At 74.1% G+C, this 21,221-nt stretch carries 20 protein-coding genes; 14 read left to right on the top strand and 6 right to left on the bottom strand.

The window, feature by feature from the left end; all coding sequences use genetic code 11:
• Positions 1 to 102: 102 nt before the first annotated feature.
• Positions 103 to 2,547, bottom strand: a complete 2,445-nt coding sequence (locus BJ968_RS26665; protein ID WP_179752601.1) for an EAL domain-containing protein — start codon at positions 2,545 to 2,547, stop codon at positions 103 to 105.
• A 542-nt stretch (positions 2,548 to 3,089) separates the two neighbouring features.
• On the opposite strand from BJ968_RS26665, the gene BJ968_RS13375 reads away from it, so the two are divergent.
• The 3 genes from BJ968_RS13375 to BJ968_RS13385 all read left to right on the top strand — a co-directional run bounded on the left by BJ968_RS13375 (position 3,090) and on the right by BJ968_RS13385 (position 5,959).
• Positions 3,090 to 3,878 carry a peptidase gene (locus BJ968_RS13375; RefSeq protein WP_179752604.1) on the top strand — a complete coding sequence of 263 codons (789 nt, stop codon included), beginning with the start codon at positions 3,090 to 3,092 and terminating at the stop codon, positions 3,876 to 3,878.
• 109 nt (positions 3,879 to 3,987) lie between these two features.
• On the top strand, positions 3,988 to 4,755 hold the full coding sequence (locus BJ968_RS26670; RefSeq protein WP_179752605.1) for a phosphotransferase: 768 nt from the start codon (positions 3,988 to 3,990) through the stop codon (positions 4,753 to 4,755).
• 79 nt (positions 4,756 to 4,834) lie between these two features.
• Complete coding sequence (locus BJ968_RS13385; RefSeq protein ID WP_179752607.1) at positions 4,835 to 5,959, top strand: TolB family protein; 1,125 nt, start codon at positions 4,835 to 4,837, stop codon at positions 5,957 to 5,959.
• Positions 5,960 to 6,032: 73 nt separating this feature from the next.
• Here the strand turns inward: BJ968_RS13385 and BJ968_RS13390 are convergent, their stop codons facing one another.
• Positions 6,033 to 6,557, bottom strand: a complete 525-nt coding sequence (locus BJ968_RS13390) for a DUF2382 domain-containing protein (RefSeq protein ID WP_179752609.1) — start codon at positions 6,555 to 6,557, stop codon at positions 6,033 to 6,035.
• Between the two features lie 4 nt (positions 6,558 to 6,561).
• Positions 6,562 to 7,431 (bottom strand): DUF2382 domain-containing protein, encoded by an 870-nt coding sequence (locus tag BJ968_RS13395; protein ID WP_179752611.1) that lies wholly within the window; start codon positions 7,429 to 7,431, stop codon positions 6,562 to 6,564.
• A gap of 291 nt (positions 7,432 to 7,722) precedes the next feature.
• On the opposite strand from BJ968_RS13395, the gene BJ968_RS13400 reads away from it, so the two are divergent.
• The 6 genes from BJ968_RS13400 to BJ968_RS13425 all read left to right on the top strand — a co-directional run bounded on the left by BJ968_RS13400 (position 7,723) and on the right by BJ968_RS13425 (position 12,757).
• Positions 7,723 to 8,382, top strand: coding sequence for a hypothetical protein (locus BJ968_RS13400; protein ID WP_343078006.1), 660 nt, complete (start codon positions 7,723 to 7,725; stop codon positions 8,380 to 8,382).
• A gap of 40 nt (positions 8,383 to 8,422) precedes the next feature.
• Positions 8,423 to 9,328 (top strand): apolipoprotein A1/A4/E family protein, encoded by a 906-nt coding sequence (locus BJ968_RS13405; protein WP_179752613.1) that lies wholly within the window; start codon positions 8,423 to 8,425, stop codon positions 9,326 to 9,328.
• Positions 9,325 to 9,759: a phage holin family protein gene (locus tag BJ968_RS13410; protein WP_179752616.1), complete on the top strand. Its 435-nt coding sequence runs from the start codon at positions 9,325 to 9,327 to the stop codon at positions 9,757 to 9,759. Before BJ968_RS13405 ends, BJ968_RS13410 begins: the two co-directional genes overlap by 4 nt.
• A complete protein-coding gene (locus BJ968_RS13415; RefSeq protein ID WP_179752618.1) occupies positions 9,735 to 10,457 on the top strand; it encodes a DUF3618 domain-containing protein in 723 nt (240 codons plus the stop codon). Before BJ968_RS13410 ends, BJ968_RS13415 begins: the two co-directional genes overlap by 25 nt.
• A gap of 222 nt (positions 10,458 to 10,679) precedes the next feature.
• A complete protein-coding gene (locus BJ968_RS13420) occupies positions 10,680 to 11,183 on the top strand; it encodes a ribose-5-phosphate isomerase (protein WP_179752620.1) in 504 nt (167 codons plus the stop codon).
• Between the two features lie 56 nt (positions 11,184 to 11,239).
• On the top strand, positions 11,240 to 12,757 hold the full coding sequence (locus BJ968_RS13425) for an FGGY family carbohydrate kinase (RefSeq protein WP_179752622.1): 1,518 nt from the start codon (positions 11,240 to 11,242) through the stop codon (positions 12,755 to 12,757).
• A 27-nt stretch (positions 12,758 to 12,784) separates the two neighbouring features.
• On the opposite strand, the gene BJ968_RS13430 is transcribed toward BJ968_RS13425, so the two are convergent.
• A complete protein-coding gene (locus tag BJ968_RS13430; RefSeq protein ID WP_179752625.1) occupies positions 12,785 to 14,311 on the bottom strand; it encodes a methyl-accepting chemotaxis protein in 1,527 nt (508 codons plus the stop codon).
• Between the two features lie 185 nt (positions 14,312 to 14,496).
• On the opposite strand from BJ968_RS13430, the gene BJ968_RS13435 reads away from it, so the two are divergent.
• From BJ968_RS13435 to BJ968_RS13445, 3 genes are all read left to right on the top strand, one after another.
• Entirely contained in the window at positions 14,497 to 14,940 is a 444-nt protein-coding gene (locus BJ968_RS13435) for a hypothetical protein (protein ID WP_179752626.1), read from the top strand.
• A 297-nt stretch (positions 14,941 to 15,237) separates the two neighbouring features.
• Positions 15,238 to 15,762 carry a hypothetical protein gene (locus BJ968_RS13440; protein WP_179752629.1) on the top strand — a complete coding sequence of 175 codons (525 nt, stop codon included), beginning with the start codon at positions 15,238 to 15,240 and terminating at the stop codon, positions 15,760 to 15,762.
• Positions 15,763 to 15,883: 121 nt separating this feature from the next.
• Positions 15,884 to 16,624 (top strand): SDR family NAD(P)-dependent oxidoreductase, encoded by a 741-nt coding sequence (locus tag BJ968_RS13445; protein WP_218885035.1) that lies wholly within the window; start codon positions 15,884 to 15,886, stop codon positions 16,622 to 16,624.
• Between the two features lie 11 nt (positions 16,625 to 16,635).
• Here the strand turns inward: BJ968_RS13445 and BJ968_RS13450 are convergent, their stop codons facing one another.
• Both BJ968_RS13450 and BJ968_RS13455 read right to left on the bottom strand, forming a co-directional pair.
• Positions 16,636 to 17,403, bottom strand: a complete 768-nt coding sequence (locus BJ968_RS13450; protein WP_179752633.1) for a glucose 1-dehydrogenase — start codon at positions 17,401 to 17,403, stop codon at positions 16,636 to 16,638.
• Complete coding sequence (locus BJ968_RS13455) at positions 17,400 to 18,344, bottom strand: sugar-binding domain-containing protein (protein ID WP_179752635.1); 945 nt, start codon at positions 18,342 to 18,344, stop codon at positions 17,400 to 17,402. Before BJ968_RS13455 ends, BJ968_RS13450 begins: the two co-directional genes overlap by 4 nt.
• A gap of 250 nt (positions 18,345 to 18,594) precedes the next feature.
• Here BJ968_RS13455 and BJ968_RS13460 point away from each other — a divergent pair, with 250 nt between their 5' ends.
• The gene (locus BJ968_RS13460; RefSeq protein WP_218885037.1) at positions 18,595 to 19,668 is read left to right on the top strand and encodes a zinc-binding dehydrogenase; all 1,074 of its coding nucleotides are present in this window, start codon (positions 18,595 to 18,597) and stop codon (positions 19,666 to 19,668) included.
• A 79-nt stretch (positions 19,669 to 19,747) separates the two neighbouring features.
• On the top strand, positions 19,748 to 21,193 hold the full coding sequence (locus BJ968_RS13465) for an extracellular solute-binding protein (RefSeq protein WP_179752637.1): 1,446 nt from the start codon (positions 19,748 to 19,750) through the stop codon (positions 21,191 to 21,193).
• Positions 21,194 to 21,221 lie beyond the last annotated feature (28 nt).

Raw genomic sequence — 21,221 nt, forward strand, 5'->3', positions numbered from 1 at the left:
CTCGTCCGTGGACGGGCACCGCGACACGAGTGGGACCACTGGTCGGCGGCACCTCGGACTGCGGGCGCAGCGTCGACCGCGCTCCCACTCGCCGCTGATGCCTCAGGGGGTCGACGTCCTGGTGGCCGTCACGGTCGCGCCGGTGGTCGCGGTGGCCGGAGCGGCCGCGGTGGCGGTCGCGGTCGTGCGGGCGGGTCCGGTGGCGTCCAGCCAGGCTCGGCAGTCGTCGGCGGTCATGGGTCGGGCGTGCAGGTAGCCCTGGGTCTCGTCGCAGCCGAGGGCGTGCAAGGTGGTGAGCATCGTGACGTCCTCCACCCCCTCGGCGATGACGCGCAGGCCCAGGCGGTGGGCCAGAGCGACGGTACCGGCGACGATGTCGGCGGTGCGGGGATTGGTGGTGACCTGCGCGGTGAGGGAGCGGTCCAGCTTGAGTTCGGTGGCCGGAAGGTCGTGCAGGTAGGCCAGGGAGGAGTAGCCGCTGCCGTAGTCGTCGATGCTGATGTCCACCCCGCGCGCGGCCAGGTCGTGCAGCCGGGCGATGGAGGCCTGCGGGTTGGCCATGAGGGAGGTCTCGGTGACCTCCAGGACCAGGTCGGTGGGGGTGAGTCCGGTCCGGGTGAGCACCTCGTCGACCAGGAGCAGGAGCCCGGGGTGGTCCAGGCACGAGGCGGACAGGTTGACCGACATCCGCAACCGGTGCCCCTGCTGCGTCCAGCGCACCGCCTGCTCGGCGGCCTGCCACATCACCTCGGTGGTGAGCCCGGGCATGAGGGCGTAGTCCTCGACGAGGTCGAGGAAGCGGTCGGGGGTGAGCAGGCCCAGGCGTGGGTTGTCCCAGCGGACGAGGGCTTCGACCCCGGCGACCTGCCCGTCTGCGTCCAGCTGCGGTTGGTAGTGCACCACGACGCGGCCGGCGTCGAGGTCGTCGGCGGCGTCGGGGGAGTGCAGCAGGACCTTCAGCTCCTCGACCAGCTGCCCCCGCTGCTCATCGGCCCGGGCGGCGGCGGCGTCGTGTGCGGCGAGCCCGGCGCCGCCGGCGGTCTTGGCCCGGTACATGGCCGCATCGGCGTGGCGCAGCAGCTGCTCGGGGGTGTCACCGGTGGTGGTGGTGGCGATGCCCACGCTGGCGCGGGCCAGCAGACGCCGGCCTTCGACGATGACTGGCGCCGAGGTCGCCTCGGCCAGGGTGGTGAACAGTTCCCGTGCCGCCTGGTGGGAGGTCTGCGTGGGGGTGGCCGGGACCACGATGGCGAACTCGTCACCGCCGAGGCGGGCGCAGACCGCTCCTGGTGGGCTGGTCCGTTCCAGCAGCGCTCCAGCGCGGCGCAGCAACTCGTCACCGACCGCGTGCCCGAAGCGGTCGTTGACCTCCTTGAAGCCGTCGAGGTCGATGAGCATCAACGTGACGGGTCGATCGGCGCTGGAGTGGTCGCTGAGGGCATCGCTGAGAGCGCGGTCGAGAGCGCGGCGGTTGGCCAACCCGGTGAGGTCGTCGGTGAGGGCCTCGTGGCGGCTGGCGACCAGGTCGGCGAGGAGACGGACCAGCTGCATCCCGCGCACCGAGACGCTCACCGCGCCCAGGGCGCCGGCCGCGGCGGCCGCGTGCACGACGTCGTCGTGGAGGTGACCGCTGGTGAGCCCGGCGGCTGCGAGCACGGCGATGGAGGCCAGCAGGACGACGAACGCGCCGGTGGTGGGGGCCGCGGTGGTAGCCGGCCGCGACGAAGGAGGGGCGGCGCGGATCACGGCGGCCACGGCCAGGGCCGTGATGGCCACGGTCCAGCCCACTTCGGAGAACCGGCCGTTGCCCGCCGCGGCGGCCGCGTCGTGCACGGCGGCCAGGTCGATGACCACGACGAGGCCGAAGGACAGCAGCAACGCCCACGCCCGCGCGTCCCGGATCAGGCCGCCGAGGTGCAGGAGCGTGGCGGCGCTGCCCAGCAGCACGATCTCGGCTGACATCCGCAGCAGCCACAACTGCTCCTGCCACAGGGGCCACTGCGCGATCGGGGAGCCGAGCGCAGGCAGGAGCAGGTTGCCGACGGCGGTCAGGGTGAAGGTGGCGCCGACCCCGTTGAGCCAGTCCCCGGGCTCGGACATCGGCGTTCCGTGGCGGTTCCACCGCACGAGCCCCTGGTAGATGAGCGGGCAGGCGCTCAGGACACCCAGCCCCAGGACCAGCCCGCCTCCGCCGGTGGCCCCCGACGACCCCCTCAACGAGAGGACGTCGAGGATCCCGGCGCACGCGGCGGCGGCGGTGGCCACCCAGGCCGCGCAGGCGAAGTAGCGCCACACCGTGCTCTCCGGCCCCACCACCCGGGCCCGCCAGGTCAGCACCGCCGCCGCAGCCGCGAACATCACGACCCGGCACGACCCGCGTCCGATCAACACGGCCGTGGGGATCGGCCCCTCGGGGGAGGACGCCAGCACCGTCGCAGTCGGGTGGAGCACCTGGCTGACGGTGGCGACGACCGCTACGGCCACGCACAGCAGCACCTGCTGCCGAGGTGCCTGCTCGATCAGGCGGTACTGCGCGGGATGCTCCACCCGAGAAGCATCGGAGGGCGCGTGCGTGGGCCGAAGGGGCTGATCGGGTCACGTCGCGCCGGCGCAGCACCGGCCGGTCCCCGGCTGTGGTTGCCGATCCGGGTCCGAGTCCGAGCGGTGCCGTCCCTCGTCCCGGGGTTCGTCCGGGATCGACCGTCGAGGGTCGCCGGCCGCGTCGCAGCCGCCCGTCAGGGCGTTCGCACTCGCGGACGTGCACCGGGCTGAGAGCCACCTCGATGATCTCGTGACGAGCAGCGGGCGACGTCCTGCCGAGCCCCGGGTGGGCGGCGCCTCGGCAGGAACGACCAGGGGCGTCCTGGCCGCTGGCGTGGCGGTGGGGCGGGGCCGGGGAGTGCCACCACCGCGGTGGCTGAGGGCGTCACCGGTGTCTCGACGCGGAACCGTCGCGGGTGTCCAGCGGGGTGACACCCGCGGAGGACGCGTGCAACACCTGCCGCACCTGTCGCGTCCTCTCCAGTGACGGAGCCGGGACCGCAGTCAGCGGGACCGAACCTCCGCGCCAGTCGAGAGGCACGAGCACCGTGAACACCCAGCACCGCAAGGTCCTCACCGCCGCCGGCGTGACCGCCGCCGTCCTGCTCGGCGGAGCCGGCGTGGCCACCGCCGCCGGACCGGTCACCGGCACCGGCACCGGCTCCGGAGCCGCCGGCGTCCTGGCCGCCACCACCATCCACTTCGCCCACGGCGCCACCAGCGCCTCGGTCAGCGGCACGGTCGGCCCCGGCCAGGACGACCGCTACGTCTTCGACGCCCGCGCCGGGCAGACCGCCCACCTCCACCTGGCCCGCTCCACCAGCGCCCAGACCTGGACCCTGGTCGGACCCACCGGCCCGGCCGTCCACGACGCCCACAGCCCCCGCCAGTCCGACGTCACCTACCGCCTGCCCGAAACCGGGCGGTACTACGTCGACATCGTCTCGACCCGCCCCTCCAGCTACCGCCTGGACCTGACCATCCCCACCACCACCAAGCCGGACACCGGTGGGGCGGTGGTGACCGAGGCCACGAAGATCACCTTCGCGCCCGGGCGCACCCGCGCCACCGTCACCGCCACGGTCGGCCCCCAGGACCGCGCGGCGTACACCTTCGCCGCGACCACGGGCCAGCAGGCCCGGATCCAGATCCAGGGTTCCCCGACGGGCACGTTCACGCTCACCGCCCCCGACGGGTCCCCGCTGCACACCGGCCACAGCCAGAACCAGTCCGACGTCACCCTCACCCTGCCGATGAGCGGGTCGTACCGGATCGACCTGGCCGACGACGTGCGCACCGGGACCCAGCAACTCACGCTGAGCATCCCCCGGAACTGACCCGTCACCGGTCCCCCGGGGGAAACCCCACCTGGGACCGGGAAACCCGCTCGACCCCGGGGGACCGGCCCGCCATCCTGGGCCGGTGACCCCGGGCGGAGGAGGTGGCGTGGACGAGGAGGTCCTCACCGGTGGTGGGGTGAACCGGGTCGTCCGGGTCGGGGCGACCGTCCGCCGGCCCGCCGGTCCGCACACGCCCCGGGTCCACGACCTGCTGCGCCGGCTCGACGGGTTCGGCGGCGTCCCGCGCGTCCACGCGGCACCGGAGGGTTTCGAGGTCCTGGACTTCCTGCCCGGGCACGTCTCGAACTACCCCCTCACCCCGGCCGCCGCGTCGGGGACGGCCCTGGTCACGGCCGGGGAGTTCCTGCGGCGCTTCCACGACGCGACCGCCGCCTTCGCCGCGGACCTGCCCCGGGACGGCTGGATGTTCCCCGCGCAGGACCCCGTGGAGGTCGTCTGCCACGGCGACTACGCCCCGCACAACTGCGTCCTCGACGGCGAGCGCGTCGTGGGGCTCATCGACTTCGACACCGCCCGGCCCGGGCCCCGGCTGACCGACCTGGGGGGCGCGGCGTACCGGTGGGTGCAGTTGTGCGACCCCCACCGCGACGGGGTTCCGGGCACCGCGGAGCAGGCGGACCGCCTGGCCCGGTTCTGCACCGCCTACGGCCTCGACGCCGCGGGCCGCGCCGGGCTGCTCGACGCGGTCCTCGCGCAGCTGGACGGCCTGGTCCGGTTCATGCACGAGCAGGCCGGTGCGGGGGTGGCGGCGTTCGCCGCCCACGTCGCCGACGGCCACGACCGGGTGTACCGGTCGGACGCGGCGCACCTGCGCGGGAACCGGACCCGGTTCGAGGACGCGCTCGGCCGCTGATCGGGCGAACGCCCGCGGACCGCGCCGCGACCTGGTGGGATGGGGGCAGTCGAGCCGGGGGGACCTCGTGGGTGAGCACGTGCGCACGGTCGTGGGAACGCTGGGGGTGGCCGCGCTCGTCGCCGGCCTGGTGGGCGGGGCCGTCCCCGCCGCGGCGGCACCGGTCGCGGGACCGGTGGTGGCGTACTCCGGCTTCAGCGCCGGGCGGGTGGACGGCCTGTACGCCGTCGACACCGGTACCGGCCGGCAGTGGCACGTCGCCGACGGCCTGTCGACCGACGTGAGCTGGTCCCCGACCGGTGAGCAGCTCGCGTGGATCTCCTACGGCGCCGACGACCTCGGCCACGTGCAGGTCGCCCGCGCCGACGGCGGTGACCGGCGCCAGGTCGACGGGGACGGCGACTCCCGGGCCCTGGCCTGGAGCCCGGACGGGACCCTGGGGTGGTTCCACCGCACGGCGTGGGCGCCGACGGACTGCTCCGCGGCGGACCGCCTGGTGCGCCCGGACTTCGTGCTGCGGGCACCGGACGGCACCCGGCGGACCCTGGGGACCGTCGCGCCGACGGCGCGCGACCTGGGGTTCTCCCCGGACGGGACGACGGCCGTGTGGCGCGAGAGCGGCGCCGACGTGTGCGGCGGTGGGGTGGACGTGCTCGTCGCCGCCGACGTCGCGACGGGCCGGCGCGGCGTCGTGACCGGCGCGGAGGGGACCTCCGGGCTGTCGTTCTCACCGGACGGGACGTCCGTGGTCCTCACGCGACCGAGCGCGGACGGTGGGGACGTGGTCCTCGTCGACCTGCCCACCCGCACCGCGCGCCCGGTCCCGACGGCGGACGCGGGGGAGGCTTCGGCGGTGTTCGTCGGGGACGGCGCCCAGCTCGTCGTCGTCCGGACGACGGCCGCCGGGCGCCGCCTCGTCGTGGTGGACCGCGGGGGCGCCGTCGTGCGCGACCTCGCCGAGGCACCCGGCCACGTCGAGCAGCTCCTGGCCTCCAGCGACCGGAGTTCGGTGGTCGTGGCGGGGCGGTCGCTGCCCGCGGCCGACGGCACGTGGCAGGACACCCGGTTGTGGCGGCAGCCCCTCGACGGTTCGCCCGCGACGCCGCTGAGCGGCAACGCGACGGCGGGCGTGTTCGAGGCGGCGGTCGCGCCGTGGACGTCGGCCGCGCCCGCCCTGCAACGGCGGAGCCGCACCCGCGGCTGAGCGGGCCGGGAACGAGTGAGGTCCTGCCGCGGTGACCGCGACAGGACCTCGTCCCTCCCCGTGACCGGGCCGGCTACGGCCTGCCCGGGTGTTCCGTCTCCTCGAGGACCACGTCGGCGACCTCGGTGCGCAGCTCCGCCTCGAGGACGGTCTCGCCGGTCACCCGCTGGACCTCGACCCGCACGACCTCCACCGGTTCCACCCGCAGGCTCACCTGGGGCACCTCCTCGTGCAGCACGAGGACCACCTCGGTGGGGCCGGCACCCGGTACCGGTTCAGTTGCCGGGTCGGCGACCAGATCGCCCGGGTCGGCGAGCAGATCGGCCGGGTCGGCGACCAGATCGGTGGCCGGGTCGGCCGTGGCCTCCACGGCCTCCCGGGTCACCACCAGCTCCTCCACCCGCACCGGCACCTCGATCGTGCGGGTCGTGTGCACGATCCGCTTGGCCACCCGGACCCGCTCGACCGGCACCCGGACCGTGCCCGTGCTCAGCACCTCCGCCGACAAGACCACCTCCGCCGCACGGTCAACTGCGCGGCCAGAGGCGATCTGGTCGATCGTCTGGTCGGTGGTCGGGCCGGTGGGCTGCTGGCTCACCGGCTCAGGAGCGGTCGGTACCGCGGGTGCCGCGCTCGGAGTGGGTGACGCCCTGGTCGGCGTCGAGGTCGATGTGCTCCTCGCGCACCTCGGCCTGCACGGTCTCCTCACCCTGGACGGTCTCGGTGTCCAGGCGCACCCGCTCGACCGGGACGGTCTCCTTGGCCGCCACGGCCCGCTCCTCGGTCAGGACGACCTCGTGCTCCTCCTCGGTCAGGTCCCCACCGGACAGCGCCGCACCGCGGTTGGCCTCGGTGATCGGCTCGCGGGTGACGCGGACCTCCTCGTGGGAGACCGGGACGGTGCGGGTGACGTTCTCGCTGGTGATGTACTTGCGCAGCCGCGCCCGGCCCGCCTCGCGGGTCTCGGTGCCCACGCGCAGTTCCTCGCGCGAGCGGGTCATCGCGTCGTCGGTGTTGGGCCCGGAGGTGTCGTGCCCGGCGCCGCGGGTGGTGTCGTACTCCGCGTCCGCGCCCACACCCGTGCCGACACCGGTGGTGCCGGTGGTGGTGCCGGTGGTGCCGGTCGTGGTGGTGCTGGTCTGGTCGTAGCTGGAGTAGCCGCTGACGCCGTAGTAGCGGTACAGCTCGGCCTCGTCGCTCTCGCTGAGCTCGTGGCCGGGGTCGTGGTGGGGGGCGTCCTTGACCTTGGCCTTGGTGAAGGGGACGGTCAGGGTGTCGCCGCTGTGGCTGGCTTCGGCCAGCGGGATGAGCGAGAGGTTGCTGCCGAACAGCCCGGTCTTGACCGAGACCCACTCCGGCTGGCCGGAGTCGTTGTCCAGGTAGACGTCCTCGACCTTGCCGATCTTGTCGCCGTCGTTGCCGGTCACGGTGGTGCCGTAGAGGTGTTCCGGGGTGAAGGCGTTGCCAGTCATGGTCTTCCTCTCGTCGACTGCAGTGCGGCCCGCCGTCGGGGCGGGCGGACCCGATGGAGGTCTTGCCCGCCCCGTGCGTTCTCAACCGTCCGGATCACGGTTTTTTCTCGAAGCGATCTCGGACGGTTCGACGATCGCCACGCGGGTACCTAGTGCTCGAGACCCCGGTGCCGGCGCGGACCGGGCCGGGGGACGCAGGTACGACGAGGAGGATCAGCCGTGAGCGACAACGGGTACTCAGGAGCCCACAGGGACCGCCCGGGTGACGACGGGGCACGGGCACGGAGCAAGGTGTCGGACGACGACCTGTCGGTGCACCACCGCCCCGCCGGGACGGCGGCCTCGAACAGCAAGGCGCCGCAGGCCCCGCCCATGGACCGGCACTCGGTCCTGGAACGGGAGAAGAACTCCCACGGCGGGGTGAAGGTCGGATCGGCGTTCTTCGGGTGGCTGACCGCCACCGGGACCGCCGTGCTGCTCACGGCGCTGCTCGCGGCCACCGGGACCGCGGTGGGGTTGGCGAACAGCGGCAGCATCGACCAGGCCCTGGACGGGGCGCAGAGCAGCCTCGCCGGTGACGCCGGGACGATCGGTGTCGCCGGAGCGGTCGCGCTGCTCGTGGTGCTGCTCGTCGCCTACTTCTGCGGCGGTTACGTCGCGGGCCGCATGGCGCGCTTCAACGGTGCGCGCCAGGGGGTCGCGGTGTGGGCCTGGGCCGTCGTCATGGCGGTCGTGGTGGCTGCGGTTGCTGCCGTCGCCGGGAGCCGGTACGACGTCTTCTCGCAACTGAACAGCTTCCCGCGCATCCCCGTCGACGAGGGGTCCCTGACGGCCGGCTCCGTGCTCACCGTCATCGCCGCGGCCGTGGTCGCGCTCGTCGGAGCCGTCCTCGGCGGCCTCGCGGGGATGCGTTTCCACCGCCGGGTGGACCGGGCGGGCCTCGGTCGCTGACCCACGGACGGACCTGAACACGACCCACGGAGGAGGAACCATGACGGACCAACCACGCATCGACCCGATCACGGGAGCACGACTGACCGACCCCGAGGTGCCGGCGGCGACCTACCCGCCCACCGGGGTGGGCGAGCAGGTGGGCGCGACGGCGGTGCAGCCGCCGTCCACCGGAACCACCGGGGCCGCGAAGGAGCAGGCGTCCGAGGTGGCGGGGACGGCCAAGGAGCAGGCGTCCGCCGTGGCCGGGACGGCCAAGGAGCAGGCGTCCGCGGTCGCGGGCACCGCCAAGGAGCAGGCCTCCGCCGTGGCCGGGACGGCCAAGGAGCAGGCGTCCGAGGTGGCCGGGACGGCGCAGCAGGGCCTGAGCGAGGTCGTGGGCGAGGCCAGGGACCAGGTCGGCGACCTGCTGGAGGGGCTGCGCCAGCAGCTGTCCGAGCAGTCCGACAGCGTGCGGGACCGCCTCGCGGAGTTCCTGCGCGAAGCCGGTTCGGAACTGGCCGGGATGGCCGAGGCCGGTGGCCGCTCCGGGTACGCGACGCAGGTCGTGCGGCAGGTCGGTGACCGCGCCTCGGCGTGGGGTGCGCACCTGGACCAGCACGACGCGCCCGCCCTGCTCGACCAGGGCCGGTCCTTCGCGCGGCGCAAGCCCGGCGCCTTCATCCTCGGCGCCCTCGTCGCCGGTGTCGTCGCCGGCCGGCTGACTCGCGGCGGCAAGGCGCACCACGACGCCACCACCGACACCACCGACGTGGACGCGGCCCCGCGGCACGCGGTCGAGGGACCGGTCGACCCCGCCGCCACCGCGGCCCTGGTGCCCTCGGGCATCTCCACCCGGAGCACGCCGGTCACGACCACGCCGGGCGTGCCGGTCGCTCCCACGGGCACGCCGTACGCCGAAGGCGTCGGCCTGCCCACCACCGACCCCTCGGGGTACCGGCCGTGAGCGGGGCGACCGCGGCACCGCCCCCCGGCGGTCCCCGGCACGAGGGCGGGGGCGACGAGCGCTCGCTCGGGGAGATCGTCGGCAGCATCACCGGGGAGTTCTCGACCCTGGTGCGCCAGGAGATCGCCCTGGCCCGCGCCGAGGCCACGCGGGACGCCAAGACCGCCGGCAAGGGGGCGGGGATGCTCGCCGGTGCGGGCGTCGCCGGTCACCTGTTCCTCATCGCCCTGTCGGCGCTCATCGTCATCGCGCTGGGCTCGCAGATCGGCTACGGGTGGGCGGCGCTGATCGTGACGGTCCTGTGGGCCGTCATCGCCCTCGTCCTGGCCTCGCGGGGCCGTGCGGAACTCAAGAAGGTCCCCCCGCCCTTGGAAGAAACCCAGCGAAGCGTGAAGGAGGACGTGCAGTGGCTGAAGAACCGGAACAGCTGAGGCGGGACATCGAGGGGACGCGCGGGCAGTTGTCCAGCGACCTCGACGCGCTGTCGGAGCACCTGGCCCCGGCCAACGTGGCCCACCGCCAGGTCGACAAGGTCAAGGCAGGGGTGGCGAGCGGGGTGTCCAGCGTGAAGGACCGCGTGTTCGGGACGGCCCAGGACGCGGCCGACAGCCTGCACGGCACGGCCGACAGCCTCCACGGCACGGCCGCGTCGGGCCGCGAGAGCGTGGCCGGCGGGAAGGCCGCCGTGCAGCGCAAGGCGCGGGGCAACCCGGTGGCGGCCGGGCTCATCGCCTTCGGCGCCGGCTGGCTCGTGTCCTCCCTGCTGCCGGCCTCGGCCACCGAGGAGCGCGCCGCGGGCAAGCTCGTGGAGAAGGCGAAGACCTCGCCCCTGCTCGACGAGGCCAAGCAGGTCGCCTCCGAGGTCGGCTCGAACCTGGGCCACCAGGCCGGTGAGGCGGCCGCGTCGGTCAAGGAGACCGCGCAGGGCGCGGCGGCCTCGGTGAAGGAGTCCGCCCAGGACGCCGCCGCGACCGTCCAGGAGGACGCCCGCGGTGCGGCGGGGACGGTCAAGGACGACGCGCGCGGCGCGGCGGGCACCGTCCAGGAGGACGCCCGCGGGGCGGCGGGGACGGTCAAGGACAGCGGCGCCGGCGCGGCGCAGCAGGTCAAGGACCAGTCCGGGCACTGACACGGTGACGAAGGGGCCGGGACGCGCGCGTCCCGGCCCCTTCGCCGTGCCGCGCCGGGAACAACGCGGCGCCGGGTGCGTTGTCACCTGACGCACGGGAGTCGAGCGCCCGGGCGCGTGGGTGGGGGACCGGCCGGTCGCCGGACCACCCCGACGCCGGGCCCCCCTCCCCGGCCCTGGTCACCGGGACCATCGCCGACGAGCTCCGAGAGGGTGCGAGACATGACTGATCCGCAGTGGCGCGTGGTGCTGGCCGCCGACGAGGCCGGCTACTCCTACAAGGAGGCCATCAAGGCCGACCTGCTGAAGGACCCCCGCGTCAAGGAGGTCCTCGACGTCGGCGTCGGGTCGGACACCGACAAGACCGCCTACCCGCACGTGGCGGTCGCCGGGGCCCGCAAGATCGCCGCCGGCGAGGCCGACCGCGGCATCTTCGTCTGCGGCACCGGCATGGGCGTGGCCATCGCGGCCAACAAGGTCCCCGGTGTCCGCGCCTCGGTGGCGCACGACTCCTTCTCGGTCGAGCGCCTGGTGCTGTCCAACGACGCCCAGGTCCTGACCCTGGGTGAGCGCGTCATCGGCAAGGAGCTGGCCCGCCGCCTGGCCAAGGAGTTCCTCGGCTACGTCTTCGACCCCACCTCCGCCTCGGCCGCCAAGGTCGACGCGATCACCGGGTACGAGACGCTCGCCAACACCGACGCCGACGCAGCCGCCTCCTCCTGCTGAGGACCGCCCGCCGGCCCGTGACAGGATGCGGGCCACGGCGGGCGTGAGGAGGCGACGTGGGCGGGGTCCGCGAACTGCTGCTGGGTGTCGACATCGGCACCGGCAGCAGCAAGGGCGTCCTGACGACCCTCGACGGCCGGGTCCTCGCCCGCGCCTCCCGCACCCACCGCACCGACCACCCCCGGCCCGGTCACGTCGAGCACGACGCCGACGCCGTCTGGTGGGCCGACTTCCGCGCCGTCTCCCGTGAGCTGACCGCCCGGGCCGCGGACCCCGCCGACGTCGCCCACGGCCGGGTCGTGGCCGTCGGCACCAGCGGCATCGGGCCCACCGTCCTGCTCGCCGACGAGCACGGCCACCCCCTGCGCCCGGCCGTCCTGTACGGCGTGGACACCCGTTCCGTCGCCGAGGCCGCCGAGCTGGAACAGCGCTACGGGGCGCAGGACCTGTTGCGGCGCTGCGGTTCCACCATGTCGACGCAGGCCGCCGGCGGGAAGCTGGAGTGGCTGCGCCGCCATGAGCCGGACGTCTTCGCCCGCGCCCGGTACTTCTTCATGGCGAACTCCTACCTGGCCTTCCGGCTCACCGGCGAGTACGTCCTGGACCGGCACTCCGCCAGCCAGTCCACCCCGCTGTACGACCGGCACGAGCGGGCCTGGATCGAGGACCGGTGCGAGGAGATCGCCCCCGGCCTGCCGATGCCGCGACTGGTCTGGCCCTCCGAGCGCGTCGGCACCGTCACGGCGCGCGCGGCGGCCGAGACGGGCATCCCCGCCGGGACCCCCGTCGCCGCCGGGACGTGCGACGCGTGGGCGGAGGCCGAGAGCGTCGACGTCGGGCAGCCGGGCGACCTCATGGTCATGTACGGCTCGACGACGTTCTTCATCGCCGTCACCGACGGGCCGCGCTCGCACCCCTCGCTGTGGGGGACCGCCGGGGCCCGGCCCGGTCAGAGCACCCTGGCCGCCGGCATGGCCAGTTCCGGCAGCGCGGTGGAGTGGTGGCGCGAGACCGTCGGCTCACCCGGTGTCGCCGAGCTCGTCGCCGAGGCCGCGAAGGTCCCCCCGGGGTCCCACGGCCTCGTGGCGCTGCCCTACTTCGCGGGGGAGCGCACCCCGTTCGCCGACGCCGACGCGCGCGGGGCGCTGCTGGGCCTGACGCTGCGCACCACGCGCGGGGAGATCGATCGGGCCCTGCTGGAGGCGACGGCCTTCGGGGTCCGGCACAACCTCGACGAGATGGACGCCGCCGGTGTCGAGGTCCGCCGCGTCGTCGCCGTGGGCGGCGGCACCGGGTCGCCGCTGTGGCCGCAGATCGTCTCCGACGTCACGGGCCTGCGGCAGGAACTGCCCGCCGAGCGCATCGGCGCCTCGCTGGGGGACGCCAAGTTCGCCGCCGTGGCGCTGGGCGCCGTCGACGTGGCGGCGACGTGGAACCGCACGGAGTCGGTGACCGAACCGGACCCCGAGGCCGCCGCGACCTACGCCGCGCTGTACCCGGTGTACCGGCGGTTGCACGAGGCGACCGCGGACCTGCAGCACCAGCTGGCCGCGCTGGAACGCCGCACCCGCTGACCCGGCGGGCCGGCGGGTGGGACCGGCTCAGCGCTCGAAGCGGGCCGCCATGGCGATCTGCTTCTCCAGCACGTCGTCGATGCGGGCCTGGACGTCGTCGAGCTGGCCGATGATGTCGCTGGTGGCGTGGATGCCCCCGCTCACCGACTCGCTGCTGGTCTGGATCCCGGCGATGTGGTCGACGACCTGCTGGGTGGCCGAGGCGGTCTCCCGCGCCAGTTCCTTCACCTCCTCGGCGACGACGGCGAAACCCCGGCCCAGTTCCCCGGCGCGGGCCGCCTCGATGGTGGCGTTGAGGGCCAGCAGGTTCGTCTGCCCGGCGATCTTGGAGATGATGCCGACGACGTCCCCGACGGCGCTGGACGCGCTGCCCAGCTGCGCCACGTCCGCGATCATCGCCGCGGACCGCTCGGTCGCCTCCTGCGCCACCCGCCCGGCGTCCAGGGTCGCCTCGCGCAGCTGCGCCACGGTGTCCAGGAGCAGCTGCGCGTTCCGGGCGTCCTGCGCCGCGCGGCGCAGCACCGACAGGCGCTGGGAGACGAGCTGGGCGACGTTGCGCAGCGCCGCGGCGCGCGAGTCCGACAGCTCGATCGTGTCCGTGGTGAAGAAGTCCATCGTCCCCACGACGGTCTCGCCGTCCAGGACCGGGAAGCACACGCCCGAACGCACCCCGGCCCGCTGCGCCGCGGGGGCGCGGACGCAGTCGGTCACCTCCGCGAGGTCCCGGACGAACACCAGGTCCCGGGCGCGCCAGGCCCGGCCCGACAGGCCCACGCCCTCGGCGAACGACGCGGCCAGCGTGACGCGGCGGAACTCCTCGCCCGCCGACCCCGACTCCAGGCTGAACCGCAGCGCGCCGGCGTCCTCGTCCAGGCCCCAGAACGACCCGTACGCCCAGCCGAAGGCGGTGCGCACGGTTTCCAGCGCGGTGCGGATGGCGGCCGGTTCGTCGGCGGCCCGGCCGATCTCGGTGACGACGGTCGTGACGGCCTGCCGGTCGTCGAGCATCTCCTGCGCCGCCGAGGTGGCCAGCGCCTGCCGGCGGGCGAGGGTCGCGATGCGGCCGATGGCGCGCCACTTCTCGTCCCCGAACCGCGGCAGGCAGTGGTCGCTGTAGAACTCCATGACGCCCACGACGTCACCCTCGTCCATCATCGGCACGGCCGCGCCGGCGACCATGCCCGCGCCCTGCGCCGCCTGCCACCGCGGGCACGACGTCCCGCCCGGCGCGCCGGAGGTGTCCACCACCACGGGACGCTGACCGGCCGCGGCCTCCTCGACCAGCGTGCGGCGCGCGGCGCCGGCCCCCAGGGTGGGGGCCAGCGGGCCCGTCTCGTACGCCAGGGCCAGGCGACCGGAGGCGTCGGGGACCCACCGGGCGCCGTAGGCCAGGTCCAGGGTGCCGACCATGGCGTCGGTGAGCTTCACCCGGGCGTCCTGGGCGTCGGCCACCCCGCCGTCGAAGGCGACGAGGACCTGCTCCAGCGCCTCCACGTCCCGCGGCACGGGCCCCGTGGGGCGGGCAGCGTCGGACGGGCCGCGACGACGGGGCATGCGGTGACTCCTCAGGAGGGTGGAACCGGTCCCCGCCCCATCGACGCCGGGCGCGCCCACCTGAGGGTCGGGCCCCGCCATGACCCGGGTCGGCCCGTCGAGGTGGTGCGCTGCGACGCAGGCGGTCACGGGGTACGCGCCGGGCACCCGACCCGCGACCGCGCCCGGTGAGCCACCATGGTGCGGTGGCGCTGAGCGGACCGGACGTGGCGTGCTGGCTGGTGAAGTCGGCCGGGTGGCCCGACGGGCTGCCGCGCGACCCCACCGGGACGGTGACGCTGCGCCGCTGCCTGCGCCCCACCTACCGCCTGGACCTGCTGCGGCCCGGGCAACCGTGCGTGCTGTGGGTCAGCGGCCGGGTCGAACCGGGCGTGGGGGCCGTCGGGTGGCTGGCCTCCGGGGTGGACGTGGGCGTGGACGGCCCGGGCGCCGGGGTCCACGTCGAACTGGCCGTGCTGCCCTCGGCCGTGCCGCGCGCCGACCTGGTGGCCGACGCCCGGTTCCGCACCGCCGAGGTCGTGCGCATGGCCGCCGGCAGCAACCCCTCCTACCTGGACGCGGTGCAGTTCGAGGCCGTCCTGGACCGGCTGGGGCCGGACGCGCCCGCCGGGTGGCCGCTGCGGCGGTAGCGGGACGGTCGCGGGACGGTCGCGGGCAGGTCGCGGGACGGTCCCGAACTCCCCGCGCGGGCCTGCCGGGGCGGTTCCCGGTCGCGCACCCCGGGGGCCTGTGCTCTCCTGGGAGCACCGGGGGACGCGACGCCGTCACGGCGACCTCCCCCCGCCTGCAACAAGACGGGCCTGTCCTGGTGACCGCCCGGTCGAGAACCCTGCCGGCGGTCCCGCACCGCGGAGGAGCGCACCTCCGCCGCCCCGCCGACGACGGCGCCACGCGCCGACGTCCCGTTCTCGAGCAAAGGACCTCCCATGGCCACGGCCGAACCGCACGACACCACGAGCACGAACCGCAACCGCGTCCGCACCGCCGGCAAGGGCGGGCTGGGCCTGGCCGCGGTGGGCGTCGTCGTCTTCAACGTCGCCCCCTTCTTCAACTGGGTGCACCTCGAGGGCAGCCAGACCGACCGCACCGGCTACGAGACCGACTCCCTCGTGCCGTTCGTGGCCTACCTCGGGATCGGCCTGCTGCTGGCGATGGCCTACGCCGCCAAGCGGGCCCGCCGCGGGCAGCACCGCGGCCTGACGCTGGTGTCCATGGCCGTGGCGATCGCCGCGACCATCCAGTGCATCGCCTTCGCGCTCAACCCCATGGGGGGCCTGGAGCGCGGTGACGACCTCGCCGCCTCGATCGGCGTCTTCATCGGCATCGTCGGTGCCGCCCTGTGGGCGATCGGCTCCGGCCTGCTGGCCAAGGAGGTCGAGGGCGACGACCGCGAGTTCGACGACGTCGACGTCCGCAGCCACGGCCGCGACCGGTCCTCGACCGCCCGCTGACCCGCTCCGGCGCACCGGCCGGGCACCCCGCGGGGTGCCCGGCCGTTCCGCGTCCCCGGCGCGGGACCCCGGGTCGCCGGGTCGCCGGGACCTGCCCGGGGTGAGGTGGCAGCATGCCGTCGTGGAGAAGATCGCCCTGGTGACGGGCGCGGGCACCGGCATCGGCCGCGCCATCGCCGCCGCCCTCGTGCAGTCGGGTTTCTCGGTGGCCCTCGCCGGTCGTCGGGAGGGCGTCCTGCGCGAGGCCGCGGCCGAGATCGGCGGGACCACCTCCGTGCACCGGGCCGACGTGTCCGACGAGCACGAGGTCGACGCCCTGTTCGCGGCCGTCGTGGACCGCTTCGGCCGGCTGGACCTGCTGGTCAACAACGCGGGGACCACCGCGCCGCAGGTGCCCATCGACGAGCTCGACGTCCAGCGCTGGCACGACGTCGTCGCGGTGAACCTCACGGGCACGTTCCTGTGCACCCGCGCGGCGTTCCGGCAGATGAAGCGCCAGGACCCCGGCGGCGGCCGCATCATCAACAACGGGTCGGTCTCCTCGATGGCCCCCCGCCCGAACGCCGCGCCCTACACCGCGACGAAGACGGCGATCACCGGGCTCACCCGGCAGACCGCCCTCGACGGCCGTCCCTTCGGCATCGCCTGCGGGCAGATCGACATCGGCAACGTCCGCACCGACCTGCTGTCGACGGTGGAGACCGGCGTCCCGCAGGCGGACGGTTCCCTCGCCGTCGAGCCCACGATGGGGTTGCCCGAGGTGGGGGAGGCCGTGCGGTACATGGCCTCCCTGCCGCTGTCGGCGAACGTCCTGTCGATGACGGTCATGGCCACGACCATGCCGTTCGTCGGCCGGGGTTGAGGGCGGGCCGTTCAGGCCACCGAGAAACCCCCGTCGACGGTGAGGTCCACGCCGTTCACCATGCCCGAGGCGTCGGAGGCCAGGAACAGCACGGCGTCGCTGACGTCGCCGGGCTGGGCGAAGCGCCCCAGCGGGATGCGGGAGATCATCGGTGCCGCTTTCGCCTCCTCGCCCCAGACCCGCTGCCCCATCTCGGTCATGACGACGGTGGGGCTCACGGAGTTCGCGCGGACCCCCGACGGGCCCAGTTCCAGGGCGAGCACCTTCGTCGCCATCACCAGCGCCGCCTTGCTGGCGCAGTAGGAGAAGTGCTCGGCCAGGGCCAGGGACCCCGCCACGGACGAGACGTTGACGATGCTGCCCCGCCCGGCGCGCGCCATGGCCCCGCCCACGCGGGAGCCCAGCAGCGCGGGGGCCCGCAGGTTCACGGCCAGCACCCGGTCCCACGTCGCGGCGTCGACGTCGACGACCGCCTGCGGCACCGAGATCCCCGCGTTGTTCACCAGGACGTCCAGGCCGTCGAAGGCGTCCAGCGCGGACGCGGCGAGCGTCTCGGTGGCCGCGGCGTCGGACAGGTCGGCCGCGACCGCCGCGACCCGCACGCCGTGCTCGGACCGCAGCTGCGCGGCGAGCCGTTCGAGGCCGTCGCGGTCGCGGGCGCTGACCACGAGGTCGCACCCGGCGGCGGCCAGGGTGCCCGCGAGGTCGCGGCCCAGGCCCTGCGTCGCGCCCGTCACGAGGGCGCGCCGGCCGCTGAGGTCGAACGACGTGGGGATCACTGTTCCTCCAGGAGCGTGAGCAGACCCGAGGCCGTGGCCGGGTCCGTGACGAGGTGGGTGAAGCAGCCGCCGCGGGCACCGGCGACGATGCTGGGGACCTTCAGGTCGCCGTAGGCGACGGCGATGCGCACGGGGACCTCGCGCAGGACCGCGAGGGGGATGGCGATGAGCCGGTCGGCGCCTGCGTAGGACACCTCCACGCCGTCGGCGTCGTAGAACCGGGAGACGACGTCGCCGACGGCGCGGCGCAGGGGTTCCTGCTCGGTGGGGACGAAACCGGGGATCGACTCCCGGCGCAGCGGGGGAGCGCCGACCCCCATGAGCGCGCAGCGCGCGCCGTGCCACAACTGCTCGAACCGCTGGAACTCGGGGTCCTCGACGAGGCTGCGGCGCAGGGCGTGCCCGGGGAACGCGGGGGCGTGCAGGAACCTCGGGGTCCCGCCGACGCCGACGGCGATCCGGCGGGTGATCTCGTTGGTCTGGTACCACGCCTCGGGTTCGTCCTGGCCCCCGACCATGGGGGCGACGACGACCCCGGGCAGCGCGGGCAGTTCCCGCTCGGCGATCTCGTGGACGGTACGGCCGGAGGACACGAGCAGGACGTCCCCGGGGTGCAGGCCCACTTCGGAGAGCACGGCGCCGACCGTGGGGGAGACCGCCTCGGCCACGTGGGCCGCGCTCGTGGCCGGGCACAGCGTCACCTGCTGCAGGCCCAGGCCCGTGCGCAGCCGCTCGGCGAGCTCGGGGGTGTCCTCGACGGGCAGGGGGAGCACCTCGATGCGGACCAGGCCGCGGTCGCGGGCCTCCCGCAGCAGGCGGCTGACGGTGGCGCGGGAGGTGCCGAGGCGCTCGGCGATCTCGGCCTGCGTCGCGTCGTGCAGGTAGTACAGCGTCGCGGCGGTGTGCGCCAGGGTCAGGGGGAACCGCTCGCTGTTCGGCACCCTCGCCCCCTCCCTGCTCCGCGGGCCGGCGGCGCCGTCGCCGCACCGGTCACCGGTTCGTTGCACGCATGTGCTGGACAAGTGTGCCGCACACGCCCTAGCGTTCGGAAGACCACGGAGCAGTTCCGGGACCAGCCGGTGGCCGTGGCGCCTCGGACGATGACGACGGCCCGCCGACGAGCCGTCACCCACAGCCGACCTCACCCGTTCCCGCCCCGGCCAGCGCCGGGACGCTGCGAAGGAGCAGTCCATGGCAGACACCATGCAGGCCGTGATCGTGCACGGCCCCCACGACTACCGGCTCGAGGAGGTGCCCGTCCCCGTCGCCGGGCCGGGGGAGGCGCTGCTGAAGGTCGAGGCCGTCGGCATCTGCGCCAGCGACCTGAAGTGCTACCACGGCGCGGCGAAGTTCTGGGGCGACGAGAACCGCCCCGCCTGGGCCGAGACGGACACCGTCCCCGGGCACGAGTTCACCGGCCGGATCGCCGCCATCGACGAGGAGGCCTCGAAGCGCTGGGGCGTCGCGGTCGGCGACCGGATCGTCGCCGAGCAGATCGTGCCCTGCTGGGAGTGCCGGTACTGCAACCGCGGCGACTACCACATGTGCCAGCCGCACGACATGTTCGGCTTCAAGCGCCGCACCCCCGGCGCCATGGCCGAGTACCTGGTGCTGCCGAAGGAGGCGCTGGTCCACAAGGCGCCCGAGGACGTCCCGCCGTGGCAGGTCGCCTACGCCGAGCCGCTGTCCTGCGCCCTGCACGCCGTCGAGCGCGCCGACATCCGCTTCGACGACACCGTCGTCGTCGCCGGGTGCGGCCCCATCGGCCTGGGGATGATCGCCGGGGCGGCGGCCAAGTTCCCCAAGCGGATCATCGCGCTCGACGCGCTGCCGCAGAAGCTGGAACTGGCGAAGAAGTGCGGCGCCGACACGGTGTTCAACATCACCGAGGTCGACGTCGTCGAGGAGGTCAAGAAGCTCACCGGCGGCTACGGCGCCGACGTCTACATCGAGGGCACCGGGCACCCCTCGGCCGTGGCGCAGGGGCTGAACCTGCTGCGCAAGCTCGGCACCTTCGTGGAGTACTCCGTCTTCAAGGACCCGGTGACCGTCGACTGGTCGATCATCAGCGACGACAAGGAGCTCAACGTCCTCGGCGCCCACCTGGGCCAGAACACCTGGCCGGCGGCGCTGCGGCTCATCGAGTCCGGCCGGCTGCCGCTGGACGAGATCTGCTCCCACCAGCTGCCCCTCGCGGAGTTCCAGAAGGGCCTCGACCTCGTGGCCGACTCCGCCAACTCCGTCAAGGTCTCCCTCATCCCCTGACCCGGCACGCCCGCCACCCCGGACCGTTGCGGTCGGCGGGGCGGTGGAACCCACCCTCCCACGCGATGGAGCGTCAGCCATGAACGAGTTCACGCGGTCCGAGAGCGGACTGCACGTCCCGAAGAAGAAGGTCGCCCGCCGTTCCCTGCTCGCCGCCATGGGCGGTGCCGCCGCCGTCCCGATGCTCTACGGCTGCGGTGTCGGCACCGGCGGGGGAGGCGGCGACGACGCGGCCAGCGCCAACGGCGCCGGCGAGGTCACGGGGTCCTTCGACTGGAAGGCGCTCGACGGCGAGAGCATCAAGATCCTCCAGACGCCCCACCCCTACCAGCAGGCGTTCCAGCCGCTGCTGAAGGAGTTCACCGAGCTCACCGGCATCGAGGTGCAGGCCGACCTCGTGGCCGAGGCCGACTACTTCACCAAGCTGAACACCGAGCTCGCCGGCAAGACCGGCGCCCACGACGTCTTCATGACCGGTGCGTACTTCATCTGGCAGTACGGTCCGCCCGGCTGGATGGAGGACCTCAAGCCCTGGATCGAGAACTCCTCGGCCACCAGCGACGAGTACGACTTCGAGGACATCTACGAGGGGCTGCGCACCTCCACGCGCTGGGACTTCGAGAAGGGTTCCGAGCTCGGCACCGGCGGCCAGTGGACCATCCCGTGGGGTTTCGAGACCAATGTCGTCGCGTACAACAAGAAGGAGTTCGACGCCCGCGGCATCGCGCTGCCGGAGACGTTCGACGACTTCATCCAGCTCGCCACCGACCTCACCGACCGCTCGCAGAACCGCTACGGCGTCGCGTTCCGCGGCTCGAAGTCGTGGGCCACCATCCACCCCGGCTTCATGACGCAGTTCAGTCGCGAGGGCGCGAAGGACTACACCGCCGAGGGCACCACCTACACCGCGGCGATGAACTCCGACAAGGCCGTGGAGTTCACCAAGAAGTGGGTCGACCTGGCCAAGAACGCCGGCCCGACGTCGTGGACCACCTACGACTACCCGCAGTGCACCGGCGACCTGGGCAACGGCAACGCCATGATGGTCTACGACGCCGACAGCGCGACGTACCCCAAGCAGAAGGCCGGGGCCAGCGCCCAGGCCGGCAACCTCGCCTGGTACCCGGGCCCGGCCGGCCCGGACGGCAGCTACGCCACCAACCTGTGGACGTGGTCGCTGGCCATGAACGCGGCGTCGAAGAAGAAGCAGGCCGCGTGGCTGTTCATCCAGTGGGCGACGGGCAAGGACGCCATGAACAAGGCGACCGCGTCGACCTTCGCCGACCCCACCCGGGCCTCGGTGTTCGACGGGTCCTTCAAGCAGACCCTCGGTGACTTCCCCGGGTACCTGGAGACGTTCGAGAAGGTCATCGACTCCACGAAGATCCAGTTCACGCCGCAGACCAAGTTCTTCGAGACCACCGAGGACTGGGCCGTGGCCCTGCAGGACATCTACTCCGGCGCCGACGCCAAGTCGCGGCTGGACGAGCTCGCCGAGGCCAACACGGACAAGATCAACGCCTGATCCCCCGGGGATCGGGCAAGGGAGGAGG

It is taken from the genome of Kineococcus aurantiacus, assembly GCF_013409345.1.
Lineage (GTDB): Bacteria > Actinomycetota > Actinomycetes > Actinomycetales > Kineococcaceae > Kineococcus > Kineococcus aurantiacus.